This is a genomic window from Actinotalea fermentans, from assembly GCF_007991475.1.
In the GTDB taxonomy this organism is placed as follows: domain Bacteria; phylum Actinomycetota; class Actinomycetes; order Actinomycetales; family Cellulomonadaceae; genus Actinotalea; species Actinotalea fermentans.
Genome location: NZ_BJYK01000009.1, coordinates 235,679 through 256,355, shown reverse-complemented (window position 1 = coordinate 256,355; position 20,677 = coordinate 235,679). Strand labels below are relative to the sequence as shown.

The window sequence follows — 20,677 nt, the reverse complement described above, 5'->3', positions numbered from 1 at the left end:
GCGTGACGGAGGGCCCGCGTCAAGCGGGCCCGGCGAGCCAGGCGTCGACGCCCGCGAGCAGCCGGGTCTTGGTCGACTCCGGCGCGCGCGACGCCCGGATGGACGAGCGCGCCATCGCTGCGAGCCCGGGGTCGTCGACCCCGTGCACGTGCCGGGCGACCTCGTACTGCGCGACCAGCCGCGACCGGAACAGCAGCGGGTCGTCCGCGCCCAGGGCGATGGTGGCGCCCGCCTCGAGCAGCGTGCCGAGCGGAACCTGGCCGGGCTCGGCGAACACCCCCAGCGACACGTTCGACGCCGGGCACAGCTCGAGCGCGACCCCTTGGGCCACGATCACGTCCAGCACGCGGCGGTCCTCGGCGGCGCGGACGCCGTGGCCCAGCCGGTCCGGCGCCAGGTGCGCGAGGATCTCGGCGACGTGGTCCGGGCCCAGCAGCTCGCCGCCGTGCGGCACGGACGCCAGGCCCGCGCGTCGGGCCAGGGCGAACGCCGGCGCGAACTCGTCGGTCTCGCCGCGACGCTCGTCGTTGCTCAGGCCGAAGCCGACCACCTCGCCCGGGCCGTCGCCCGCGTAGTGCGCGGCCAGCCGGGCGAGGGTCCGTGCCTCGAGCGGGTGCCGCAGCCGCGACGCCGCCACGACGACGCCGACCTCGACGCCTGTGCGCGCGCTCGCCAGGCGCGCCTCGTCGAGGACGATCTCCAGCGCCGGCGTGAGCCCGCCGACGAACGGCGCGTACGACGTCGGGTCCACCTGGATCTCGAGCCGCCCGGAGCCCTCCGCGGCGTCGTCCGCGGCGGCCTCGGCGACGATCCGCCGCATCGCCGCCTCCGACCGCACGCAGGCGCGCGCCGAGTCGTACAGGCGCTGGAAGCGGAACCAGCCGCGGTCGCCCGGCGGCAGGAGCAGCGGGTCGGCGTCGAGCAGCGCGTGCGGCAGGCGGACGCCCTGCGCGCTGGCCAGCGCCGCGAGGGTCGCCGGCCGCATCGAGCCCGTGAAGTGCAGGTGCAGGTGCGCCTTGGGCAGGAGGGCAAGGTCGCGCACCCGAGGAGTCTGCCAGCGTCGCGGGCCGGCTCCCACCGCGGGGCCGTCGCGCCGTGAGGCCGTTCGGGTGGCGGCCTCCGCCGGGCGCCCACATCATGGGTGGGTCGATGGCGCGCCCGCGAGGGCGCCCGTGAGGGGGACACCATGGATCGACGACTCAGGCTTGCCACCGGTCTCGCGGCCACGGTCGCCGTCGGGAGCGCCGCGGTGCTCATCAGCGGCGCGGCGGGCGTCGGCGGCCCGGACACGGTGCTCTCGGGCCAACGCACCGCAGAGCTGACCGCGCACACGCAGGCCCGCGAGGCCCTGACCGAGCGACTGGCCGCGGGCGCGGACCTGGTCGGCGAGAGCCGGCGCATCGCCGCGGAGCAGGCGGCCGCGGCGGAGGCTGCGCGGGTCGCGGCCGAGCAGGCCGCCGCGGAGGAGGCGGCCCGGGTCGCCGCCGAGCGCGCGGCGGAGGCGCGGGCAGCTGCCGAGCAGGCCGCAGCGCAGGAGGCTGCGGCACAAGCGGCGCCTGCAGCGCCCGCGCCGGCCCAGGCGCCGTCTCCGGCGCCTGCGCCGCCGCCGCCGCCCGCTCCGGCACCGCCGCCCCCGCCCGCCCCCGACGCCGACCACGACGGTCACCACCACGGCGACCGGGACCGCGACCGGGACCGAGATCGCGACGGCCGCGACGGCGGTCGCAGCGGCCCGGACGGCGGCTGGGACGGCGGCTGGGGTGGCTGGGACGGTGGCTGGGGCCGCTGACCGGCCGGGTCACGGCGTCGTGAGGATGCCCCGCTCGAGCGCCACGGTCACCGCGCGCGTCCGGTCGTCCACCCCGAACTTGGTGAAGATGCGCAGCAGGTGCGTCTTCACCGTCGCCTCGCTGATGAACAGCTCCGCGCCGATCTGCACGTTGCTGCCCCCGCGCGCCACCGCGCGGAGCACGTCGAGCTCGCGTTGCGTGAGGCGCTCGCCCGCCGTGCGCACCCCGCGCACCAGCCGCCGGGCCACCGACGGCGCGAGCACCGTCTCACCGCTCGCGACGGCGCGCACGGCGGCGACGAGGTCGTCGCGAGGCGTGTCCTTGAGCAGGTAGCCGGTCGCGCCCGCCTCGACGGCCCGCAGGATGTCGGCATCCGTCTCGTACGTGGTCAGGACGACGACGCGCGCCGTGGGCACCTCGGCGAGGATCCGCGCGGTCGCGGCCGCGCCGTCGAGCACCGGCATGCGCAGGTCCATGAGCACGACGTCCGGCGTCAGCTCGGCCGCCCTCGCGCACGCCTGCTCGCCGTCACCGGCCTCGCCGACGACGTCGAGATCGGCCTCGCCCGCCAGCAGGCCGACGATGCCGGCGCGCACCACCGGGTGGTCGTCGACCACCAGCACCCGAACGCTCACCGAACCTCCTCCGTGCCCCCGGCGGCGGGAGCGTCGTCGCCCTCGCCGGGCTCGGGCTCAGCCTCCTCGGCCCCCACCGGCATGGTCACCTGGACGCGTGTGCCGAGCCCGACGTCGCTCGTCACCGCGAGCGCGCCGCCCCCGGTGGTGACCCGCTCGCGCATGCCGCGCAACCCGAAGCCTTCCACGGCTGCGGGCGCCATCCCGCGCCCGTCGTCGGCGACCTCGAGGCTGACGCCGCCGTCGGGAGCCGCGCCGAGCACCAGGCTGACCCTGGTGGCGCCTGCGTGCCGCCGGACGTTCGACAGGGCCTCCTGCGCGGCGCGCAGCAGGATGACCTCGCGCTCGCGGCTGAGGTCCGCGAGGGCGGCGTGGTCGGCCACCACCCGCACCTCGACGCCGGTCTCCTCGCCGAACCGGGTCGCGAGGCGCTCGAGCGCCTCCGTGAGCGTGGACTCGGCCAGGCCGACCGGTGCAGCCGCCGCGACGAGCGCGCGCGCCTCCGCGAGGTTCTCGCGCGCGGTCCGCTCGATGAGCGCCAGGCGGGCCGCGGCGTCGTCGGGCCGCTCGCGACGCAGGTCCGCGGCGGCCGTCTGGGCGAGCATGACGACGCTGGTGAAGCCCTGGGCGAGCGTGTCGTGGATCTCCTGGGCCATGCGCTCGCGCTCGGCCAGCACGCCCGCGGCGTGGTGGGAGGCCGCGGCCTCCGCCTGCGCCTCCTCGAGCCGGGCGAGCAGCTCGGCCCTGTCCTCGCTCTGCTCGGCGACCTGGGTCACCCACAGGCCCAGCAGCACCGAGAACGCGATCGCGATGCCCGCCTGCGTGATGAGCGGCGCGGCGTCGGAGAGGTCGTCGAACGGCGACTGGGCCGCGATGGTCCCGAACACCACGGCGGTGAGGAGGACCGTGAGCACCACGCCCTGGCGGCGGGTCTCCGCGAAGTACCAGACCTGGCTGTACGCGATGAAGAGCAGCAGGCTGCCGGTCTCCGTCGCCGAGACCACGGCGCCCACGCACACGATCATGACGACCACGTAGGTCATGGCGAGCGGGCGGCTCCCGGTCGTCGCGGCCCGCCGCCCGACGACGACGTACGCCACGAGCAGGGTCGCGAACGTCGCCAGCGCGATGCCCAGGCCGAGGCCCGCCTCCGGGCGCTCGAACAGGTACGACGCGACGCCGAGCGCCCACAGCGCGTAGAAGGCGACGTCCCAGCCGCGCAGCGACCGTGCCCAGAAGGCTGCGCGGTCGCTGCGCCAGTCCGGCCCGCCCGGGACCGGGGTCGTGGCCGGGCCGGGCGGCGGATAGGTGTGGAGCGTGCGGTCCATGGCCGCATCGTCCCCGACGCTGGGGCCGGGCGTCATCATGGTCAGCCGTCGTCGCGCCGGCGCCAGCGGAAGGTGCGCAGCGCGACGACGAGGCCGACCACCAGGTAGGCGCCCAGGACGATCGCGGTGCGCCCGTGCTCCCACGAGCCGGTGGGCTCGATCGCCGTGGCGCCCTCGGGCAGGAACACCGACCGCATGCCCTGCGCGAGCCACTTCAGGGGGAAGGCGGCGGCGAGGTCCTGCATCCAGCCGGGCAGGGAGTCGTACTGGAAGAACACCCCCGAGACGAACTGCAGCACGAGCACGACGGGCGTCACGACGGCGCTCGCGGACCGCGCCGAGCGCGGGATCGAGGAGAACGCGACGCCGCAGATCGCGCCGGACGCCGTGCCGAGCACGAGCACCCAGGCGAACGTCCACCAGCGGCCCGGGTCCGTCGGCAGCTCGACGTCGAACATCGTGGCGGCCACCACGAGCAGCAGGCCGACCTGCACGAGGCTGGTCGTGAGCACCGAGCCGATCTTGCCGAGGAAGTACGCCGACGCGGGCATGGGCGTGCCCCGCAGGCGCTTCAGGGCGCCGTTGTCCCGCTCCTCCGCGATGCCGATGGCGAGGTTCTGGAACGTGGACAGCAGCAGGCCCGTCGCGATCATCCCGGGCAGGAAGTAGGTCGCGAAGGTGACCTCGTCGCCGGGACCGAACTCGATCGGGGTGTCCCCGAAGACCGTGGCGAAGATCGCCAGCATGATGATCGGGTAGGCGAAGATGAAGATCACGGCGTCGCGCTCGCGGAAGAACTGCTTCAGCTCCACGGACGTGCGCGCGAGGGCGACGGACACGGCCGACGGCAGCCGGACGGCCCGGGGGCCGCGGAGGTCGGTGGTGGGGTCGGCGACGGCGGTCATCGGACCTGCTCCTTCATGGTGACGGACGCCCCGGCGAGGGCGACGGCGGGGGTGCGCTCGGGGACGGCGGCGAGGGCCGCGTCGTCGGCCGCGTCCTCGGCGGCGTCGGCGTGGTCGGTGATGAGGCTGAGGTAGACCTCCTCGAGGGTCGGGCGCAGCACCTGCAGCCCGGGCACCTCCTGCGGCGCGAAGCGCGCCGCGAGCGAGCCGACGACGGCCGTCGGGGTGTCGGTCGCGTGCTCGCGCACGACGCCGTCCTCCAGCCAGCGCACGACGGCGCGGCGCGCGACCCGGTCGCCGAGGCGGGCGGGGGCGTCGAGCGCGACGACCCGGCCGTCCTTGACGACGGCGCACCGGTCGGCGAGCTGCTCGGCCTCCTCCATGTAGTGGGTGGTCAGCAGGATCGTGGTGCCGCCGTCGCGCAGGCCGGAGACGAGGTCCCAGAACGAGCGCCGGGCCTCCGGGTCGAACCCGGTGGTCGGCTCGTCGAGGAACAGCAGCTCGGGCCGCCCGACGATGCCGAGTGCCACGTCGAGCCGCCGGCGCTGGCCGCCGGAGAGCTGGCGCGTCCGCGTCCCGGCCTTCTCGGTGAGCCCGACGGCGGCGATCAGCTCGTCGGGGTCCCGCGGGTCGGGGTAGTAGCGGGCGAAGTGCCGGACGAGCTCCGCGACCGTGAGCTCGGCCTGGTCGTTCGCGGTCTGCAGCACGATGCCGATGCGGTTGCGCCAGGCGCGGCCCGCGTCGCCGGGGTCCTCGCCGAGCACCTGCACCAGGCCGCTGTCGCGACGGCGGAAGCCCTCGAGGATCTCGATGGTCGTGGTCTTGCCGGCGCCGTTCGGGCCCAGGACCGCGAAGATCTCGCCGCGCTCGACGACGAGGTCGAGGCCGTTCACGGCGTGCTTGTCGCCGTAGCGCTTGTGCAGGTCCCGGACGTTGATGGCAGGCGCTGCGGGCTCGAGGAGGTGGCTGGTCATGGCTCCAGCCTGGTCGGCGCGAGCGCCCCGCCGACAGCACCGCCCGTCGGGATCCGGGGTCCACCGACCGGTGGACCCCGACGTCGACCGATCGCTAGCGCGCCTCGGCCAGCAGCCGCTGGATGCGCCCCACGCCCTCGACGATGTCCGCATCGCCCATCGCGTACGACAGCCGCAGGTAGCCGCTCGGCCCGAACGCCTCACCCGGCACGACGGCGACCTCCGCCTCCTCGAGGATGAGTGCCGCGAGCTCGGCCGACGTCGTCGGCGTGCGACCGCGGATCGTCTTGCCGAGGATCCCCTCGACGCTCGGGTACACGTAGAACGCGCCCTGCGGCGTCGGGCAGACGACGCCCTCGATCTCGTTGAGCATCGCGACGATCGTGCGCCGGCGCCGGTCGAAGGCCTCGCGCATCTCGGCCGCGGCGGTCAGGTCGCCGGTCACCGCCGCGAGCGCGGCGCGCTGGGAGACGTTGGCCACGTTCGAGGACAGGTGCGACTGGAGGTTCGTGGCGGCCTTGACGACGTCGGCCGGCCCGATCAGCCATCCCACGCGCCAGCCGGTCATCGCGTAGGTCTTCGCCACGCCGTTGAGGACGACGCAGGTGTCGGCCAGCTCGGGCACGACCTCGACGACGTGCGTGGCGGCCACGCCGTCGTAGGTGAGGTGCTCGTAGATCTCGTCGGTGATCACCCAGATGCCGTGCTCGAGCGCCCAGCGGCCGATGGCCTCGGTCTGCTCGCGCGAGTAGACGGCGCCCGTCGGGTTCGACGGGGAGCAGAACAGCAGCGCCTTGGTGCGCTCGGTCCGCGCGGCCTCGAGCTGCTCGACCGTGACCAGGTAGCCCTGGTCGGCGCCCGCGAACACCTCGACGGGCACACCGCCGGCGAGGCGGATGCACTCGGGGTAGGTGGTCCAGTACGGCGCGGGCAGCAGCACCTCGTCGCCCTCGCCGACGACGGTCGCGAACGCCTCGTAGACGGCCTGCTTGCCGCCGTTGGTCACCAGCACCTGGGCGGGGGAGACCTGGTAGCCCGAGTCGCGCAGGGTCTTCGCGGCGATCGCCTCGCGCAGCGCGGGCAGGCCGGCCGCGGGCGTGTACCGGTGGTTCGCCGGGTCGGAGCACGCGGCGATCGCGGCGTCGACGATGTACTGCGGCGTCGGGAAGTCCGGCTCGCCCGCGCCGAACCCGATGACGGGCCGGCCGGCGGCCTTCAGCTCCTTGGCCTTGCTGTCGACGGCCAGGGTGGCCGACTCCGCGATCTGCGCGATGCGCGGCGAGATGCGGGGGTGGACGGGGGCCGGGGCGCTGGCGGCGGTGGGCTGGCTCACGCGGCAATCCTCGCAGAGTGGCCGCGCTGTGCCGAGGGAGTTCTCATCGTGGGCACCGGGCGTGCTGGGCGCCCGGACGCGGCGGTCGCGGGCCCGTTCGACCGCACGGCCCCGAACCCCGTACACTCGACCGCTGGTGGTCCGTCCGCCATGCTTCGGCGCGCCCGCCAGGGACGTCGGGACGGGGGCGGGCTGCTGTGAAGGGCAGTGGCGCAATTGGCAGCGCACCGGTCTCCAAAACCGGCGGTTGTGGGTTCGAGTCCCTCCTGCCCTGCGTTGAGCATCCGTCCACCGGACGGGGCTTCGCACCGGCGAACCCGTACGGGCGAACACTTCGACGTTGGGAACGAGACGTGAGCGATTCCGCTCGGGCAGGCGCCCAGGGCGCCGACAGCACCCGGCGCCCTGCGCCACGCCCCGGCGGGAAGAAGGGCACCGCGGAGCTCGGTGTCTTCGCTCGCCTCGCCCGGTTCGTGCGCCAGGTGGTCGCCGAGCTGAAGAAGGTCGTCCGGCCGAGCCGGAACGACCTGATCGGCTACGCGACGGCCGTGCTCGTGTTCGTGGCCGCCGTGATGGCGTTCGTGACCCTCGTCGACCTCGGTGTCGGCTCGCTCACGCAGGTGGTCTTCGGAGGCTGACGCCACCGGCTCGGCCCTCGGGCGCCACCGCGAGCGCGAGCCGGACCCGGGCGGACCCCGTACCCACCGCAAGAGCACCGCAGACAAGCAGACAGAAAGCAGGTTCACCTCGTGTCCCAGGAGTCGCTGGAGCCGCTCGAGCAGGACCCCACGCTGTCCGAGGACGGCACCGACGAGACGCTGCCCGACGAGACGCTGCCCGCCGAGGCCGCGGACGTCGAGGACGAGGCCACCGAGGTGGCGGACGACGAGGTCGAGGCCGCGGACGAGCCCGAGGCCGCCCCGCTCGCCGCCGAGGACGACTCCGACGAGATCCTGGACCCGGTCGCCGAGTTCAAGGGGAAGCTGCGTCGCCTCCCGGGTGACTGGTACGTCATCCACTCCTACGCGGGCTACGAGAACCGCGTGAAGGCGAACCTGGAGAACCGCATCCAGAGCCTCAACATGGAGGACTACATCTTCCAGGTCGAGGTGCCCATGGAAGAGGTCGTCGAGATCAAGAACGCCCAGCGCAAGGTCGTGCGCCGGGTGCGGATCCCGGGCTACGTCCTCGTCCGGATGGACCTGACCGACGAGTCGTGGGGCGCCGTCCGGCACACGCCCGGCGTGACCGGCTTCGTCGGGCACACGCACCAGCCGGTGCCGCTGACGCTCGACGAGGTCTTCTCGATGCTCGCGCCGACCCTGGCGCCGGCGGCCGCGCCGCAGAAGGCCGCCGCCGCGCAGACGATCGACGTCGACTTCACCGTCGGCGAGTCCGTCACCGTCACCGACGGCCCCTTCGACACGCTGCCCGCGACGATCTCCGAGATCAACGCCGAGGCGCAGAAGCTCAAGGTGCTCGTCTCGATCTTCGGCCGGGAGACCCCGGTCGAGCTGTCGTTCAACCAGGTCGCCAAGATCTGACGACGACGTCCCGCCCGTCCGCGACCGCGGTCGGGCACTGCAACCGGGTCATCGCCCACGGCGTCGGCCCAGAGAAGGAACGGAAGGCATCATGCCCCCGAAGAAGAAGGTCGCCGGCCTGATCAAGCTCCAGATCAACGCCGGTGCGGCGACGCCCGCCCCGCCGATCGGCCCCGCGCTCGGTCAGCACGGCGTGAACATCATGGAGTTCTGCAAGGCCTACAACGCGGCGACCGAGTCGCAGCGCGGCAACGTCATCCCGGTCGAGATCACGGTCTACGAGGACCGCTCGTTCACCTTCATCACGAAGACCCCGCCGGCGGCGGAGCTCATCAAGAAGGCGGCCGGCGTGGCGAAGGGCTCGCCGACCCCGCACACCACCAAGGTCGCGTCGCTGACGCAGGACCAGGTGCGCGAGATCGCCCAGACGAAGCTCGAGGACCTCAACGCCAACGACATCGAGGCCGCGATGAAGATCGTGGCGGGCACGGCCCGCTCGATGGGCATCACCGTCCAGGGCTGAGGCCCGCACCGTCCCGGGCCGAGGACCTCGGCCCGGGACGACCACAGTGGCAGGGCCAGGCGCTGGCCCGGACCACGACTGCTGAGAACAAGGAGAAGAGCAGATGGCACAGCGCAGCAAGGCGTACCGCGCCGCCGCGGAGAAGATCGACCGCACGCGCGTCTACGCGCCCCTCGAGGCGATCCGGCTCGCGAAGTCGACGTCGGTGACCAAGTACGACGCGACGATCGAGGTGGCCTTCCGCCTCGGTGTCGACCCGCGCAAGGCGGACCAGATGGTCCGTGGCACGGTCAACCTCCCGCACGGCACCGGCAAGACGGCGCGCGTGCTCGTCTTCGCCGTCGGCGAGCGGGCCGAGCAGGCCATCGCCGCGGGCGCCGACGAGGTGGGCGGCGACGAGCTGATCGAGAAGGTCGCCGCGGGCTACACCGACTTCGACGCCGCCGTCGCGACGCCGGATCTCATGGGCAAGGTCGGTCGCCTGGGCAAGGTCCTGGGCCCGCGCGGCCTCATGCCGAACCCGAAGACCGGCACCGTCACCATGGACGTCGCCAAGGCCGTGACCGACATCAAGGGCGGCAAGATCGAGTTCCGCGTCGACAAGCACGCGAACCTCCACTTCATCATCGGCAAGGCCTCGTTCGACGACCAGGCGCTGGTCGAGAACTACGCCGCCGCCCTGGAGGAGGTGCTCCGGCTCAAGCCGGCCGCGTCGAAGGGCCGGTACGTGCTCAAGGCCTTCGTGACCTCGACCATGGGCCCGAGCGTCCCGCTCGACGCGAACCGCACCCGCAACCTCATGGCCGAGGAGGACGTCGCCTGACGACGCCTCTGCCCTGAACGCACCGGAGGCCCGGACCGCACGTCGGTCCGGGCCTCCGCGCATCCGCACCACGCCCGCCCTACACGACCGTGTGGAGCGCTCCCGACCGATGTGGAGCGTTCCCGACCGACACGCCGGCGTGTCGGGTCGGGAACGCTCCACTCGTGGCCGGTGCGCTCCACTCGTGGCCGGTGCGCTCCACTCGTGGCCGGTGCGCTCCACTCGTGGCCGGTGCGCTCCACTCGTGTCGGCCGTGTCGGCCGCGCGGGGTCGCGGCGTGCGGTTGGCGCGCGGATTTGGGGGAGTGCCCCGACGTCGCGTAGCCTGGACGACGCCCAAGACCGCAGGTCGTCCGTTCCCTCCGGGGAGCGACCGAAGTCCCGCTCCGGCGGAGGCCCGCGCAGGCGAGAGTTCACAGGTGCCCGACGACGTCGGGCCCACCGAGCCCCGTGCCTGCGCCGGGGCTCTCGTCGTGTCAGGACCCGGTAGGACGCCCAGCGGCACCATTACCGGAAGGATCGACATGGCGAGGCCTGACAAGGCAGCCGCGGTCGCCGAGCTCACCGAGCGGTTCCGTACCGCGAACGCGGTGGTGCTCACCGAGTACCGCGGACTGAGCGTCGCCCAGCTGAAGGCGCTGCGACGCGCCCTCGGCGGCGACGCCACCTACGCCGTGGTGAAGAACACGCTGTCCGCCATCGCGGCCCGCGAGGCTGGTGTCGAGGGCTTCGACGCCCAGCTCGCCGGCCCGTCCGCGATCGCCTTCGTCACCGGTGACCCGGTGGCGGTGGCGAAGGGCCTGCGTGACTTCGCCAAGGCCAACCCCCAGCTCGTGGTGAAGGGCGGCGTCCTCGACGGCCGGCTCGCCACCGCGGCTGACATCACGACCCTCGCCGACCTCGAGTCGCGTGAGGTCCTGCTGGCCAAGGCGGCCGGCGCCATGAAGGCGAAGCTGTTCCAGGCCGCCTACATGTTCACCGCGAAGACCGGCGAGGCCGTTCGCACCATCGACGCCCTGCGCGAGAAGCGGGCCACCGAGCAGGCGGCCTGACGGCCCTCTGCGTCTGCAACCACCGACACCTGCCGTCCGTGCAGGGCAACCGAAAGGACCGCCATCATGGCGAAGCTCACCATCGACGAGCTGATCGACGCTTTCAAGGAGCTCACCCTCATCGAGCTCTCGGACTTCGTGAAGAAGTTCGAGGAGGTCTTCGAGGTCACCGCCGCCGCCCCCGTCGCGGCCGTGGCCGCTGCGGCCGGCCCGGCCGCCGCCGCTGAGGAGGTCGAGGAGAAGACGGAGTTCGACGTCGTCCTCGAGGCCGCCGGCGACAAGAAGATCCAGGTCATCAAGGAGGTGCGCGCCCTCACCAGCCTCGGCCTCAAGGAGGCCAAGGACCTGGTCGACGGCGCCCCGAAGCCCGTCCTCGAGGGCGTCAACAAGGAGACGGCCGACAAGGCCAAGGCGCAGCTCGAGGGCGCCGGCGCCACCGTCACCCTCAAGTGACGTCTGCCTGACCCAGCACGACCCCGCGGCTCCGGCCGCGCGCCGAGGGCCCGTCCCCGTGAGGGGGCGGGCCCTCGGGTGTCGTCGGGCGGGGATAGTGCGACGCCCGACGGCGTCCGTCAAGGCGACGCGCCCTGGTCACCTGCTGCTCGTTGGACAGGGGTGGCCAAGGTGAGTACGCTAGCGCTTTGCGCTGGCTTGTGCCCGTACCCCTCATCCGCCCCTCGGTCCCGAGCGCTGCCCGGGTCTCGAACCGATCGTCATGGGCTCGTGACGACCATCGGTCTCCGCGAGGCAGATGAGCAGGGTAGGCCACAACGCTGCGCGCGTGCACACGATCCGCAGGGAAGGACCCCTCTTGGCTGCCTCGCGCACCCCGTCTGCTCCGACCGCCGAAGCCATCGCGAACCGCACAGCATCTCGCCGCATCTCCTTTGCCAAGATCCACGAGCCCCTCGAGGTCCCTGACCTCCTCGGCCTCCAGACGGAGAGCTTCGACTGGCTCCTCGGCAACCAGGCCTGGCAGGACCGCGTCGCGGCCGCTGTCGAGGCCGGCCGCAACGACGTCCCCACCGCCTCCGGTCTGGAGGAGATCTTCGAGGAGATCTCCCCGATCGAGGACTTCGGCGGCTCGATGTCCCTCTCCTTCCGGGACCACCGGTTCGAGCCGCCGAAGTACACGCCGGACGAGTGCAAGGAGAAGGACTTCACCTACGCGGCGCCGCTGTTCGTCACCGCGGAGTTCGTGAACTACACGACGGGTGAGATCAAGAGCCAGACGGTCTTCATGGGCGAGTTCCCGCTGATGACCGAGCACGGCACCTTCATCATCAACGGCACCGAGCGCGTCGTCGTCAGCCAGCTCGTGCGCTCCCCGGGCGTCTACTTCGAGCGGACCGCCGACAAGACCTCCGACAAGGACGTCTTCACGGCGAAGATCATCCCGAGCCGCGGCGCCTGGCTGGAGTTCGAGATCGACAAGCGCGACGCCGTCGGCGTCCGTGTCGACCGCAAGCGCAAGCAGTCGGTGACCGTCTTCCTCAAGGCGCTCGGCATGACCGAGTCGGAGATCCGCGAGGACTTCGCCGACTTCCCGGCCGTGCTCGAGACGCTCGAGAAGGACCACGTCCACACCGAGGACGAGGCGCTGCTCGACATCTACCGCAAGATCCGCCCGGGCGAGCCGCCGACCATCGAGGCCGGCCGTGCGCTGCTCGAGAACTTCTACTTCAACCCCAAGCGCTACGACCTGGCGAAGGTCGGCCGCTACAAGGTGAACAAGAAGCTCGGCCTGGACGCGCCGCTGACCGACTCGGTGCTCACGCGCGCCGACGTCGTGGCGACCATTCGCTACCTCGCGGCCCTGCACGCCGAGATCACGGTGCTCCCGGGCACGCGCAACGGCGAGCCGGTCGACGTCCGCGTCGAGACCGACGACATCGACCACTTCGGCAACCGCCGCATCCGCGCCGTCGGCGAGCTCATCCAGAACCAGGTCCGCACGGGCCTGTCCCGGATGGAGCGCGTCGTGCGCGAGCGCATGACCACCCAGGACGTCGAGGCGATCACGCCGCAGACCCTGATCAACATCCGGCCCGTCGTGGCGAGCATCAAGGAGTTCTTCGGGACCTCCCAGCTCAGCCAGTTCATGGACCAGAACAACCCGCTCGCGGGCCTGACCCACAAGCGCCGCCTGTCGGCGCTGGGCCCGGGCGGCCTGTCCCGCGACCGCGCGGGCATGGAGGTGCGCGACGTGCACACCTCCCACTACGGCCGCATGTGCCCGATCGAGACGCCGGAAGGCCCGAACATCGGCCTCATCGGCTCGCTCGCGAGCTACGGCCGCATCAACCCGTTCGGCTTCGTCGAGACCCCGTACCGCAAGGTCGTCAAGGGCCGCGTCACGGACGAGGTCAACTACCTGACCGCCGACGACGAGGACAACTACGTCATCGCCCAGGCGAACGCCCCGCTCACCGAGAAGGGTCACTTCGCCGAGGACCGCGTGCTCGTGCGCACCAAGGGCGGGGAGATCGAGCTCGTCCCTGGCGACCAGGTCGACTACATGGACGTCTCGCCGCGGCAGATGGTCTCGGTCGGCACCGCGATGATCCCGTTCCTCGAGCACGACGACGCGAACCGCGCGCTCATGGGCGCGAACATGCAGCGTCAGGCCGTGCCGCTGGTCCGGGCCGAGGCGCCGCTCGTCGGCACCGGCATGGAGCGGCGTGCCGCCGTCGACGCCGGTGACGTGGTCGTGGCCACCAAGCCGGGTGTCGTCACCGAGGTCTCCGCGGACCTGGTGACCGTCGCCAACGACGACGGCACGACGACGACCTACCGGGTCGCCAAGTTCCGCCGCTCGAACCAGGGCACCTCGTACAACCAGCGCGTGCTGGCCGACGAGGGTGACCGCGTCGAGGTCGGCTCCGTCCTCGCGGACGGCCCGGCGACCGACGACGGCGAGCTCGCGCTCGGCCGCAACCTGCTGGTCGCGTTCATGTCGTGGGAGGGCCACAACTACGAGGACGCGATCATCCTGAGCCAGCGCCTGGTGCAGGACGACGTCCTCTCCTCGATCCACATCGAGGAGCACGAGGTCGACGCCCGCGACACCAAGCTCGGCCCCGAGGAGATCACGCGGGACATCCCGAACGTCTCCGAGGAGGTCCTGGCGGACCTGGACGAGCGCGGCATCATCCGCATCGGCGCCGAGGTCTCGGCGGGCGACATCCTCGTCGGCAAGGTCACCCCCAAGGGTGAGACCGAGCTGACCCCGGAGGAGCGCCTGCTCCGCGCGATCTTCGGCGAGAAGGCCCGCGAGGTCCGCGACACGTCGCTCAAGGTCCCGCACGGTGAGTCCGGCACGGTGATCGAGGTCCGCACGTTCAACCGCGAGGACGGCGACGAGCTGCCCGCCGGCGTGAACGAGCTGGTGCGCGTCTACATCGCCGCGCGCCGCAAGATCACCGACGGCGACAAGCTCGCCGGTCGCCACGGCAACAAGGGCGTCATCTCCAAGATCCTGCCGGTCGAGGACATGCCGTTCCTGTCCGACGGCACGCCCGTCGACGTCGTCCTCAACCCGCTCGGCGTGCCCGGCCGCATGAACGTCGGCCAGGTGCTCGAGACCCACCTCGGGTGGGTCGCGAAGCAGGGCTGGGACATCGCCGACGCCGAGGGCAAGCCCGCGTGGGTCGCCGAGGTGCCGGTCGCCGCCGTCCGCAGCGAGCCCGGCAACCCCGTCGCCACCCCGGTGTTCGACGGCGTCCCCGAGTCGGTCCTCACCGGCCTGCTCTCGGTGACCAACCCGAACCGGGACGGCGACCGGATGGTCGACGCCAGCGGCAAGGCCCGGCTCTTCGACGGCCGCTCCGGCGAGCCGTTCCCGGAGGCGGTGGCCGTCGGCTACATGTACATCCTGAAGCTGCACCACCTGGTGGACGACAAGATCCACGCCCGGTCGACGGGTCCGTACTCGATGATCACGCAGCAGCCGCTGGGCGGTAAGGCCCAGTTCGGCGGCCAGCGCTTCGGCGAGATGGAGGTGTGGGCGCTCGAGGCGTACGGCGCCGCCTACACGCTCCAGGAGCTGCTGACCATCAAGTCCGACGACGTCCCCGGCCGCGTGAAGGTCTACGAGGCCATCGTCAAGGGCGAGAACATCCCCGACTCGGGAATCCCGGAGTCGTTCAAGGTGCTCCTCAAGGAGATGCAGTCGCTCTGCCTGAACGTCGAGGTGCTGTCCTCCGACGGCATGGCGATCGACATGAAGGAGTCCGACGACGAGGTGTACCGGGCGGCCGAGGAGCTCGGCATCGACCTGTCCCGCCGTCCGAACGCCTCGAGCATCGAGGAGATCTGACCTCGCCGGCTCTCCCCGCCCGCGCCCGCCGGCGCGCGCGGGGAGGAGCCGGCCTCCGGCCCACCGGCCACCGGTGAACACCATTCGAAGGAAGTAGGACACCTTGCTCGACGTCAACGTCTTCGACGAGCTGCGTATCGGCCTCGCGACGGCTGAGGACATCCGCGCCTGGTCCCACGGCGAGGTCAAGAAGCCCGAGACCATCAACTACCGCACGCTCAAGCCGGAGAAGGACGGCCTCTTCTGCGAGAAGATCTTCGGCCCCACCCGGGACTGGGAGTGCTACTGCGGCAAGTACAAGCGCGTGCGCTTCAAGGGCATCATCTGCGAGCGCTGCGGCGTCGAGGTGACGCGCTCGAAGGTGCGCCGTGAGCGCATGGGCCACATCGAGCTCGCCGCGCCCGTCACGCACATCTGGTTCTTCAAGGGCGTGCCCTCGCGCCTCGGCTACCTGCTCGACCTCGCCCCGAAGGACCTGGAGAAGGTCATCTACTTCGCGGCCTACATGATCACCGAGGTCGACGAGGACGGCCGGACCGAGGACCTGCCGAACCTGCGCAACGAGATCGACCTCGAGAAGAAGGAGATCGCGAGCCGCCGGGACGTCGACATCGACGCCCGCGCCCGCAAGCTCGAGGAGGATCTCGCCCAGCTCGAGGCCGAGGGCGCCAAGTCCGACGCCCGTCGGAAGGTCCGCGACTCCGCCGAGCGTGAGATGGCGCAGATCCGCAAGCGGGCCGACGCCGAGATCGAGCGCCTCGAGCAGGTCTGGGACCGCTTCGTGAACCTCAAGGTCGCCGACCTCGAGGGTGACGAGGCGCTGTACCGCCAGCTCGTCGACCGCTACGGCATCTACTTCAAGGGCTCGATGGGCGCCGCCGCGATCCAGAAGCGGCTGCAGTCCTTCGACCTCGAGGCCGAGGCCGCGAACCTGCGCGACATCATCAAGAACGGCAAGGGCCAGCGGAAGACGCGCGCCCTCAAGCGGCTCAAGGTCGTCAACGCGTTCCTGACGACGAACAACAGCCCCGAGGCGATGGTGCTCGACGCCGTCCCGGTCATCCCGCCGGACCTGCGCCCGATGGTGCAGCTCGACGGTGGCCGCTTCGCGACGAGCGACCTGAACGACCTCTACCGCCGCGTCATCAACCGGAACAACCGGCTGAAGCGTCTGCTCGACCTCGGCGCGCCCGAGATCATCGTGAACAACGAGAAGCGGATGCTCCAGGAGGCCGTCGACGCGCTGTTCGACAACGGCCGCCGCGGCCGTCCGGTGACCGGCCCGGGCAACCGCCCGCTCAAGTCGATCTCCGACATGCTCAAGGGCAAGCAGGGCCGGTTCCGCCAGAACCTGCTCGGCAAGCGCGTGGACTACTCGGGCCGCTCGGTCATCGTCGTCGGCCCGGAGCTCAAGCTGCACCAGTGCGGCCTGCCCAAGCAGATGGCGCTCGAGCTCTTCAAGCCGTTCGTCATGAAGCGGCTGGTGGACCTCAACCACGCGCAGAACATCAAGAGCGCCAAGCGCATGGTCGAGCGCGCACGTCCGCAGGTGTGGGACGTGCTCGAGGAGGTCATCTCGGAGCACCCGGTGCTGCTCAACCGTGCACCGACGCTGCACCGTCTCGGCATCCAGGCGTTCGAGCCCGTGCTCGTCGAGGGCAAGGCGATCCACCTGCACCCGCTCGTGTGCGCCGCGTTCAACGCGGACTTCGACGGCGACCAGATGGCCGTCCACCTGCCCCTGAGCGCGGAGGCGCAGGCCGAGGCCCGCATCCTCATGCTCTCGAGCAACAACATCCTCAAGCCGTCGGACGGCCGTCCGGTGACCATGCCCTCGCAGGACATGATCATCGGTCTGTACCACCTGACCGCGGACAAGGACGACGCCGTCGGCGCCGGCCGCGCGTTCGGGTCGGTCGCCGAGGCGATCATGGCGTACGACCAGGGCACCCTGGACCTCAACGCCGTGATCTCGCTGCGGATGTCGGACGTCGTGCTGCCCGAGGGCTACCAGGCCCCCGAGGGCTACCAGGCCGGCGACACCCTCCTCATGGAGACGACGCTCGGTCGCGCGCTGTTCAACGAGCTGCTCCCCGTCGACTACCCGTACGTCAACACGGTGGTCGACAAGAAGCGCCTGTCCGCGATCGTCAACGACCTCGCCGAGCGGTACCCGAAGGTGGAGGTCGCGGCGAGCCTGGACGCGCTCAAGGACGGCGGCTTCCACTGGGCGACGCTGTCGGGCCTGAGCATCTCGATCAGCGACGTCGCGACGCCGGACACGAAGGCCGCGATCCTCGAGGAGTACGAGGGCCGTGCGGCGAAGATCCAGTCGCAGTACGACAAGGGTCTGATCACCGACGACGAGCGCCGCCAGGAGCTCATCGAGGTGTGGACGCAGGCGACCGACGTCGTCGCCAAGTCGATGCAGGAGTCCTTCCCGACGGGCAACCCGCTGTTCCGCATGGTCAGCTCGGGTGCGCGAGGCAACTGGATGCAGGTCCGCCAGATCGCGGGCATGCGTGGCCTCGTGGCCAACCCGAAGGGCGAGATCATCCCGCGGCCGATCAAGTCGAACTACCGCGAGGGCCTGTCGGTGCTGGAGTACTTCATCGCCAGCCACGGCGCCCGCAAGGGTCTGGCGGACACCGCTCTGCGGACCGCCGACTCGGGCTACCTCACGCGGCGTCTCGTCGACGTGTCGCAGGACGTCATCGTGCGCGAGGACGACTGCGGGACCGAGCGCGGCCTCACGCTGCCCGTCGCGACCACCGGGCCCGACGGCAAGGTCCGTCGGCACGACCGCGTCGAGACCAGCGTGTACGCGCGGACCCTGGCGACGGACGTCGTCGGGCCGGACGGCACCGTGCTCGCCGAGGCCGGCGAGGACGTGGGCGACGTGATCATCGACCGCGTCGTGGCCGCCGGGGTGACCGAGGTCAAGATCCGCTCGGTCCTCACGTGCGAGTCGCGCGTCGGCACGTGCGCGAAGTGCTACGGCCGCTCGCTGGCCACCGGCAAGCTCGTCGACATCGGCGAGGCGGTCGGCATCATCGCCGCCCAGTCGATCGGTGAGCCGGGCACGCAGCTGACGATGCGTACCTTCCACACCGGTGGTGTCGCGTCGGCCGAGGACATCACGCAGGGTCTGCCCCGCGTCCAGGAGCTCTTCGAGGCCCGTACCCCCAAGGGTGAGGCGCCGATCGCGGAGTACTCCGGCCGGGTCGCGGTGGACGACACCGAGCGGACGCGGCGGATCGTCCTCACGCCCGACGACGGCTCCGAGGAGATCGCGTACCCGATCAGCAAGCGCTCGCGCCTGCTGGTCTCGGACGGCCAGCACGTCGAGGTCGGCACGCAGCTGGTCCAGGGCAAGGTGGACCCGAAGAAGGTCCTGCGCATCCTGGGCCCGCGCGCGGCGCAGAAGCACCTGGTGGACGAGGTCCAGGAGGCCTACTCGAGCCAGGGCGTGGACATCCACGACAAGCACATCGAGGTCATCGTGCGGCAGATGCTGCGTCGCGTGACCGTGCTCGACTCGGGTGACACGGACCTGCTGCCGGGCGAGCTGGCCGAGCGTGGCCGGTTCGAGGACGCGAACCGCGCGGCGATCGCCGAGGGCGTCCAGCCGGCGTCGGGTCGTCCCGAGCTGATGGGTATCACGAAGGCGTCGCTCGCGACGGACTCGTGGCTGTCGGCGGCCTCCTTCCAGGAGACCACGCGGGTGCTCACCGAGGCCGCCATGAGCGGTCGCAGCGACCCCCTGCTGGGCCTGAAGGAGAACGTGATCATCGGCAAGCTGATCCCGGCGGGCACCGGCCTGACCCGGTACGGCAACGTCGCGGTCGAGCCGACCGAGGAGGCCAAGGCCGAGCTCTACCCGAGCTTCGGGTACGACGAGATCGACTTCCCGCCGCTCGGCATGGGCTCCGGCGAGGCGATCCCGCTCGACGAGATCGACTTCGGCGACCTGCGCTGACGAGCGTCCCGGGCTGGGCGGGCCGATACCCGCCCGCCCGGGACGACCACGGCACGCGTCCCTTGCGAGGACTGGTCGGGACGCGCGCCGGCGAGGAGGGGCCCACCATGCGGTGGGCCCCTCTCCTCGTCTCCCGGGCGTCTGCCGGGCGTCCGGCGGGTGTCCGGCGGGTCTCCGCCAGGAAGGCGCCCAGGGCCTGCCGGGAATGCCGCGGCCCGACGCGCGGTTGCCCCTGGTGGGCCCGGACGTGACGGGGCTCGCGCACGGCGGATCGCTTTGACGCTCCCTCGGGGGAGCAGGTAACGTGAGCCCCTGTGCCCGCGCCGTCGGGCCCTCGCGCGTGCTCCGCGTCGGATGCCGCCCCGGTCGGGGTGGGGTCGGCGAAGGCGCCGGGTGGTGAGCCACCTACCGCGCGGTCCCACCGTTCAGATCAGTCTGGCGGTCGGCGCCGCGCCCGGAGGGGACGACACGCCCGGGTGCGGGGGTCGGTGCGGGACGAAAGGCACCAGGTCCGGTGACGGGCCTCATGACCGGGTCAAGGACCCGGCCGACCATACGACCAGCAGAAGGCGAGACGTAGTGCCCACGATCCAGCAGCTCGTGCGCAAGGGCCGGGCTACCAAGTCGGTGTCCTCCAAGACACCCGCCCTGAAGGGCAGCCCGCAGCGGCGCGGTGTGTGCACCCGCGTCTACACCACGACCCCGAAGAAGCCGAACTCCGCGCTGCGCAAGGTGGCACGCGTGAAGCTCTCGAGCCAGATCGAGGTCACGGCGTACATCCCCGGCGTCGGCCACAACCTGCAGGAGCACTCGATCGTGCTCGTGCGCGGCGGCCGTGTGAAGGACCTTCCCGGCGTGCGGTACAAGATCGTCCGCGGCGCGCTCGACACCCAGGGCGTGAAGAACCGCAAGCAGGCTCGCAGCCGCTACGGCGCCAAGAAGGAGAAGAGCTGATGCCTCGCAAGGGCCCGGCCCCGAAGCGGCCGCTCATCATCGACCCGGTCTACGGTTCCCCGCTCGTCACGCAGCTCATCAACAAGGTGCTGCTCGACGGCAAGCGCTCGGTCGCCGAGGCGATCGTGTACGGCGCTCTCGAGGGCGCCCGCGAGAAGACCGGCACCGACCCCGTCGTCATCCTCAAGCGCGCGCTCGACAACGTGCGTCCCGCGCTCGAGGTCCGCTCCCGCCGCGTCGGCGGTGCCACCTACCAGGTGCCCGTCGAGGTCCGTCCCGTCCGGGCGACCACGCTGGCGCTGCGCTGGCTCGTGGACTTCTCCCGCGCGCGTCGCGAGAAGACCATGACCGAGCGCCTCATGAACGAGCTCCTCGACGCGAGCAACGGCCTCGGTGCCGCTGTGAAGCGTCGCGAGGACATGCACAAGATGGCCGAGTCGAACCGGGCATTCGCGCACTACCGCTGGTGATCCCGGCGCCGCGATCCTGACCGGCTCCACCCGACACCCAGAAGGGCTAC

The 20,677-nt window shown here is 71.8% G+C and carries 17 protein-coding genes and 1 tRNA gene; 12 read left to right on the top strand and 6 right to left on the bottom strand.

The features are described 5' to 3' along the window. Positions 1 to 19 precede the first annotated feature (19 nt). Entirely contained in the window at positions 20 to 1,042 is a 1,023-nt protein-coding gene (locus AFE02nite_RS13125) for an adenosine deaminase (protein ID WP_034249594.1), read from the bottom strand. A 144-nt stretch (positions 1,043 to 1,186) separates the two neighbouring features. Between AFE02nite_RS13125 and AFE02nite_RS17465 the strand changes: the two genes are divergently transcribed. Then, entirely contained in the window at positions 1,187 to 1,789 is a 603-nt protein-coding gene (locus tag AFE02nite_RS17465; protein ID WP_186814558.1) for a hypothetical protein, read from the top strand. Between the two features lie 9 nt (positions 1,790 to 1,798). Here AFE02nite_RS17465 and AFE02nite_RS13115 read toward each other — a convergent pair whose 3' ends face one another. From AFE02nite_RS13115 to AFE02nite_RS13095, 5 genes are all read right to left on the bottom strand, one after another. Then, positions 1,799 to 2,425: a response regulator gene (locus tag AFE02nite_RS13115; RefSeq protein WP_034243772.1), complete on the bottom strand. Its 627-nt coding sequence runs from the start codon at positions 2,423 to 2,425 to the stop codon at positions 1,799 to 1,801. Next, positions 2,422 to 3,753: a sensor histidine kinase gene (locus tag AFE02nite_RS13110; protein WP_186814557.1), complete on the bottom strand. Its 1,332-nt coding sequence runs from the start codon at positions 3,751 to 3,753 to the stop codon at positions 2,422 to 2,424. Before AFE02nite_RS13110 ends, AFE02nite_RS13115 begins: the two co-directional genes overlap by 4 nt. A 41-nt stretch (positions 3,754 to 3,794) precedes the next feature. Continuing rightward, on the bottom strand, positions 3,795 to 4,658 hold the full coding sequence (locus AFE02nite_RS13105; RefSeq protein ID WP_034243774.1) for an ABC transporter permease: 864 nt from the start codon (positions 4,656 to 4,658) through the stop codon (positions 3,795 to 3,797). Next, the gene (locus AFE02nite_RS13100) at positions 4,655 to 5,632 is read right to left on the bottom strand and encodes an ABC transporter ATP-binding protein (RefSeq protein ID WP_146819794.1); all 978 of its coding nucleotides are present in this window, start codon (positions 5,630 to 5,632) and stop codon (positions 4,655 to 4,657) included. The genes AFE02nite_RS13105 and AFE02nite_RS13100 overlap by 4 nt, the downstream gene beginning before the upstream one ends. A 94-nt stretch (positions 5,633 to 5,726) precedes the next feature. Beyond that, a complete protein-coding gene (locus AFE02nite_RS13095; RefSeq protein ID WP_034243776.1) occupies positions 5,727 to 6,965 on the bottom strand; it encodes a pyridoxal phosphate-dependent aminotransferase in 1,239 nt (412 codons plus the stop codon). Positions 6,966 to 7,166: 201 nt separating this feature from the next. On the opposite strand from AFE02nite_RS13095, the gene AFE02nite_RS13090 reads away from it, so the two are divergent. The 11 genes from AFE02nite_RS13090 (at position 7,167) to rpsG (ending at position 20,627) form a co-directional block, all read left to right on the top strand. Then, positions 7,167 to 7,239, top strand: a tRNA-Trp gene (locus tag AFE02nite_RS13090). A gap of 79 nt (positions 7,240 to 7,318) precedes the next feature. Beyond that, positions 7,319 to 7,603, top strand: coding sequence for a preprotein translocase subunit SecE (secE, locus tag AFE02nite_RS13085; RefSeq protein ID WP_034243778.1), 285 nt, complete (start codon positions 7,319 to 7,321; stop codon positions 7,601 to 7,603). Positions 7,604 to 7,714: 111 nt separating this feature from the next. Next, a complete protein-coding gene (gene nusG / locus AFE02nite_RS13080) occupies positions 7,715 to 8,509 on the top strand; it encodes a transcription termination/antitermination protein NusG (protein WP_034243780.1) in 795 nt (264 codons plus the stop codon). Positions 8,510 to 8,600: 91 nt separating this feature from the next. After that, entirely contained in the window at positions 8,601 to 9,032 is a 432-nt protein-coding gene (gene rplK / locus AFE02nite_RS13075; protein ID WP_034243782.1) for a 50S ribosomal protein L11, read from the top strand. A gap of 103 nt (positions 9,033 to 9,135) precedes the next feature. Continuing rightward, complete coding sequence (gene rplA, locus AFE02nite_RS13070; RefSeq protein ID WP_034243784.1) at positions 9,136 to 9,855, top strand: 50S ribosomal protein L1; 720 nt, start codon at positions 9,136 to 9,138, stop codon at positions 9,853 to 9,855. A gap of 523 nt (positions 9,856 to 10,378) precedes the next feature. Then, on the top strand, positions 10,379 to 10,906 hold the full coding sequence (gene rplJ / locus AFE02nite_RS13065) for a 50S ribosomal protein L10 (protein WP_034243786.1): 528 nt from the start codon (positions 10,379 to 10,381) through the stop codon (positions 10,904 to 10,906). A 66-nt stretch (positions 10,907 to 10,972) separates the two neighbouring features. After that, entirely contained in the window at positions 10,973 to 11,359 is a 387-nt protein-coding gene (gene rplL, locus AFE02nite_RS13060) for a 50S ribosomal protein L7/L12 (protein WP_034243788.1), read from the top strand. Between the two features lie 358 nt (positions 11,360 to 11,717). Then, positions 11,718 to 15,224, top strand: coding sequence for a DNA-directed RNA polymerase subunit beta (gene rpoB, locus AFE02nite_RS13055; RefSeq protein ID WP_034243790.1), 3,507 nt, complete (start codon positions 11,718 to 11,720; stop codon positions 15,222 to 15,224). A gap of 103 nt (positions 15,225 to 15,327) precedes the next feature. After that, on the top strand, positions 15,328 to 19,203 hold the full coding sequence (locus AFE02nite_RS13050) for a DNA-directed RNA polymerase subunit beta' (protein WP_034243792.1): 3,876 nt from the start codon (positions 15,328 to 15,330) through the stop codon (positions 19,201 to 19,203). 579 nt (positions 19,204 to 19,782) lie between these two features. Beyond that, positions 19,783 to 20,157 carry a 30S ribosomal protein S12 gene (rpsL, locus tag AFE02nite_RS13045; RefSeq protein ID WP_034243794.1) on the top strand — a complete coding sequence of 125 codons (375 nt, stop codon included), beginning with the start codon at positions 19,783 to 19,785 and terminating at the stop codon, positions 20,155 to 20,157. Continuing rightward, complete coding sequence (gene rpsG, locus AFE02nite_RS13040; RefSeq protein ID WP_034243796.1) at positions 20,157 to 20,627, top strand: 30S ribosomal protein S7; 471 nt, start codon at positions 20,157 to 20,159, stop codon at positions 20,625 to 20,627. Before rpsL ends, rpsG begins: the two co-directional genes overlap by 1 nt. Positions 20,628 to 20,677 lie beyond the last annotated feature (50 nt).

Excerpts from the sequence above, each read along its gene's own strand:
- AFE02nite_RS17465 (WP_186814558.1), top strand. The coding sequence starts at position 1,187 with ATGGATCGACGACTCAGGCTTGCCACCGGTCTCGCGGCCACGGTCGCC.
- AFE02nite_RS13110 (WP_186814557.1), bottom strand. The coding sequence starts at position 3,753 with ATGGACCGCACGCTCCACACCTATCCGCCGCCCGGCCCGGCCACGACC.
- AFE02nite_RS13105 (WP_034243774.1), bottom strand. The coding sequence starts at position 4,658 with ATGACCGCCGTCGCCGACCCCACCACCGACCTCCGCGGCCCCCGGGCC.
- AFE02nite_RS13100 (WP_146819794.1), bottom strand. The coding sequence starts at position 5,632 with ATGACCAGCCACCTCCTCGAGCCCGCAGCGCCTGCCATCAACGTCCGG.
- rplK (WP_034243782.1), top strand. The coding sequence starts at position 8,601 with ATGCCCCCGAAGAAGAAGGTCGCCGGCCTGATCAAGCTCCAGATCAAC.
- rplA (WP_034243784.1), top strand. The coding sequence starts at position 9,136 with ATGGCACAGCGCAGCAAGGCGTACCGCGCCGCCGCGGAGAAGATCGAC.
- rplJ (WP_034243786.1), top strand. The coding sequence starts at position 10,379 with ATGGCGAGGCCTGACAAGGCAGCCGCGGTCGCCGAGCTCACCGAGCGG.
- rplL (WP_034243788.1), top strand. The coding sequence starts at position 10,973 with ATGGCGAAGCTCACCATCGACGAGCTGATCGACGCTTTCAAGGAGCTC.
- rpsG (WP_034243796.1), top strand. The coding sequence starts at position 20,157 with ATGCCTCGCAAGGGCCCGGCCCCGAAGCGGCCGCTCATCATCGACCCG.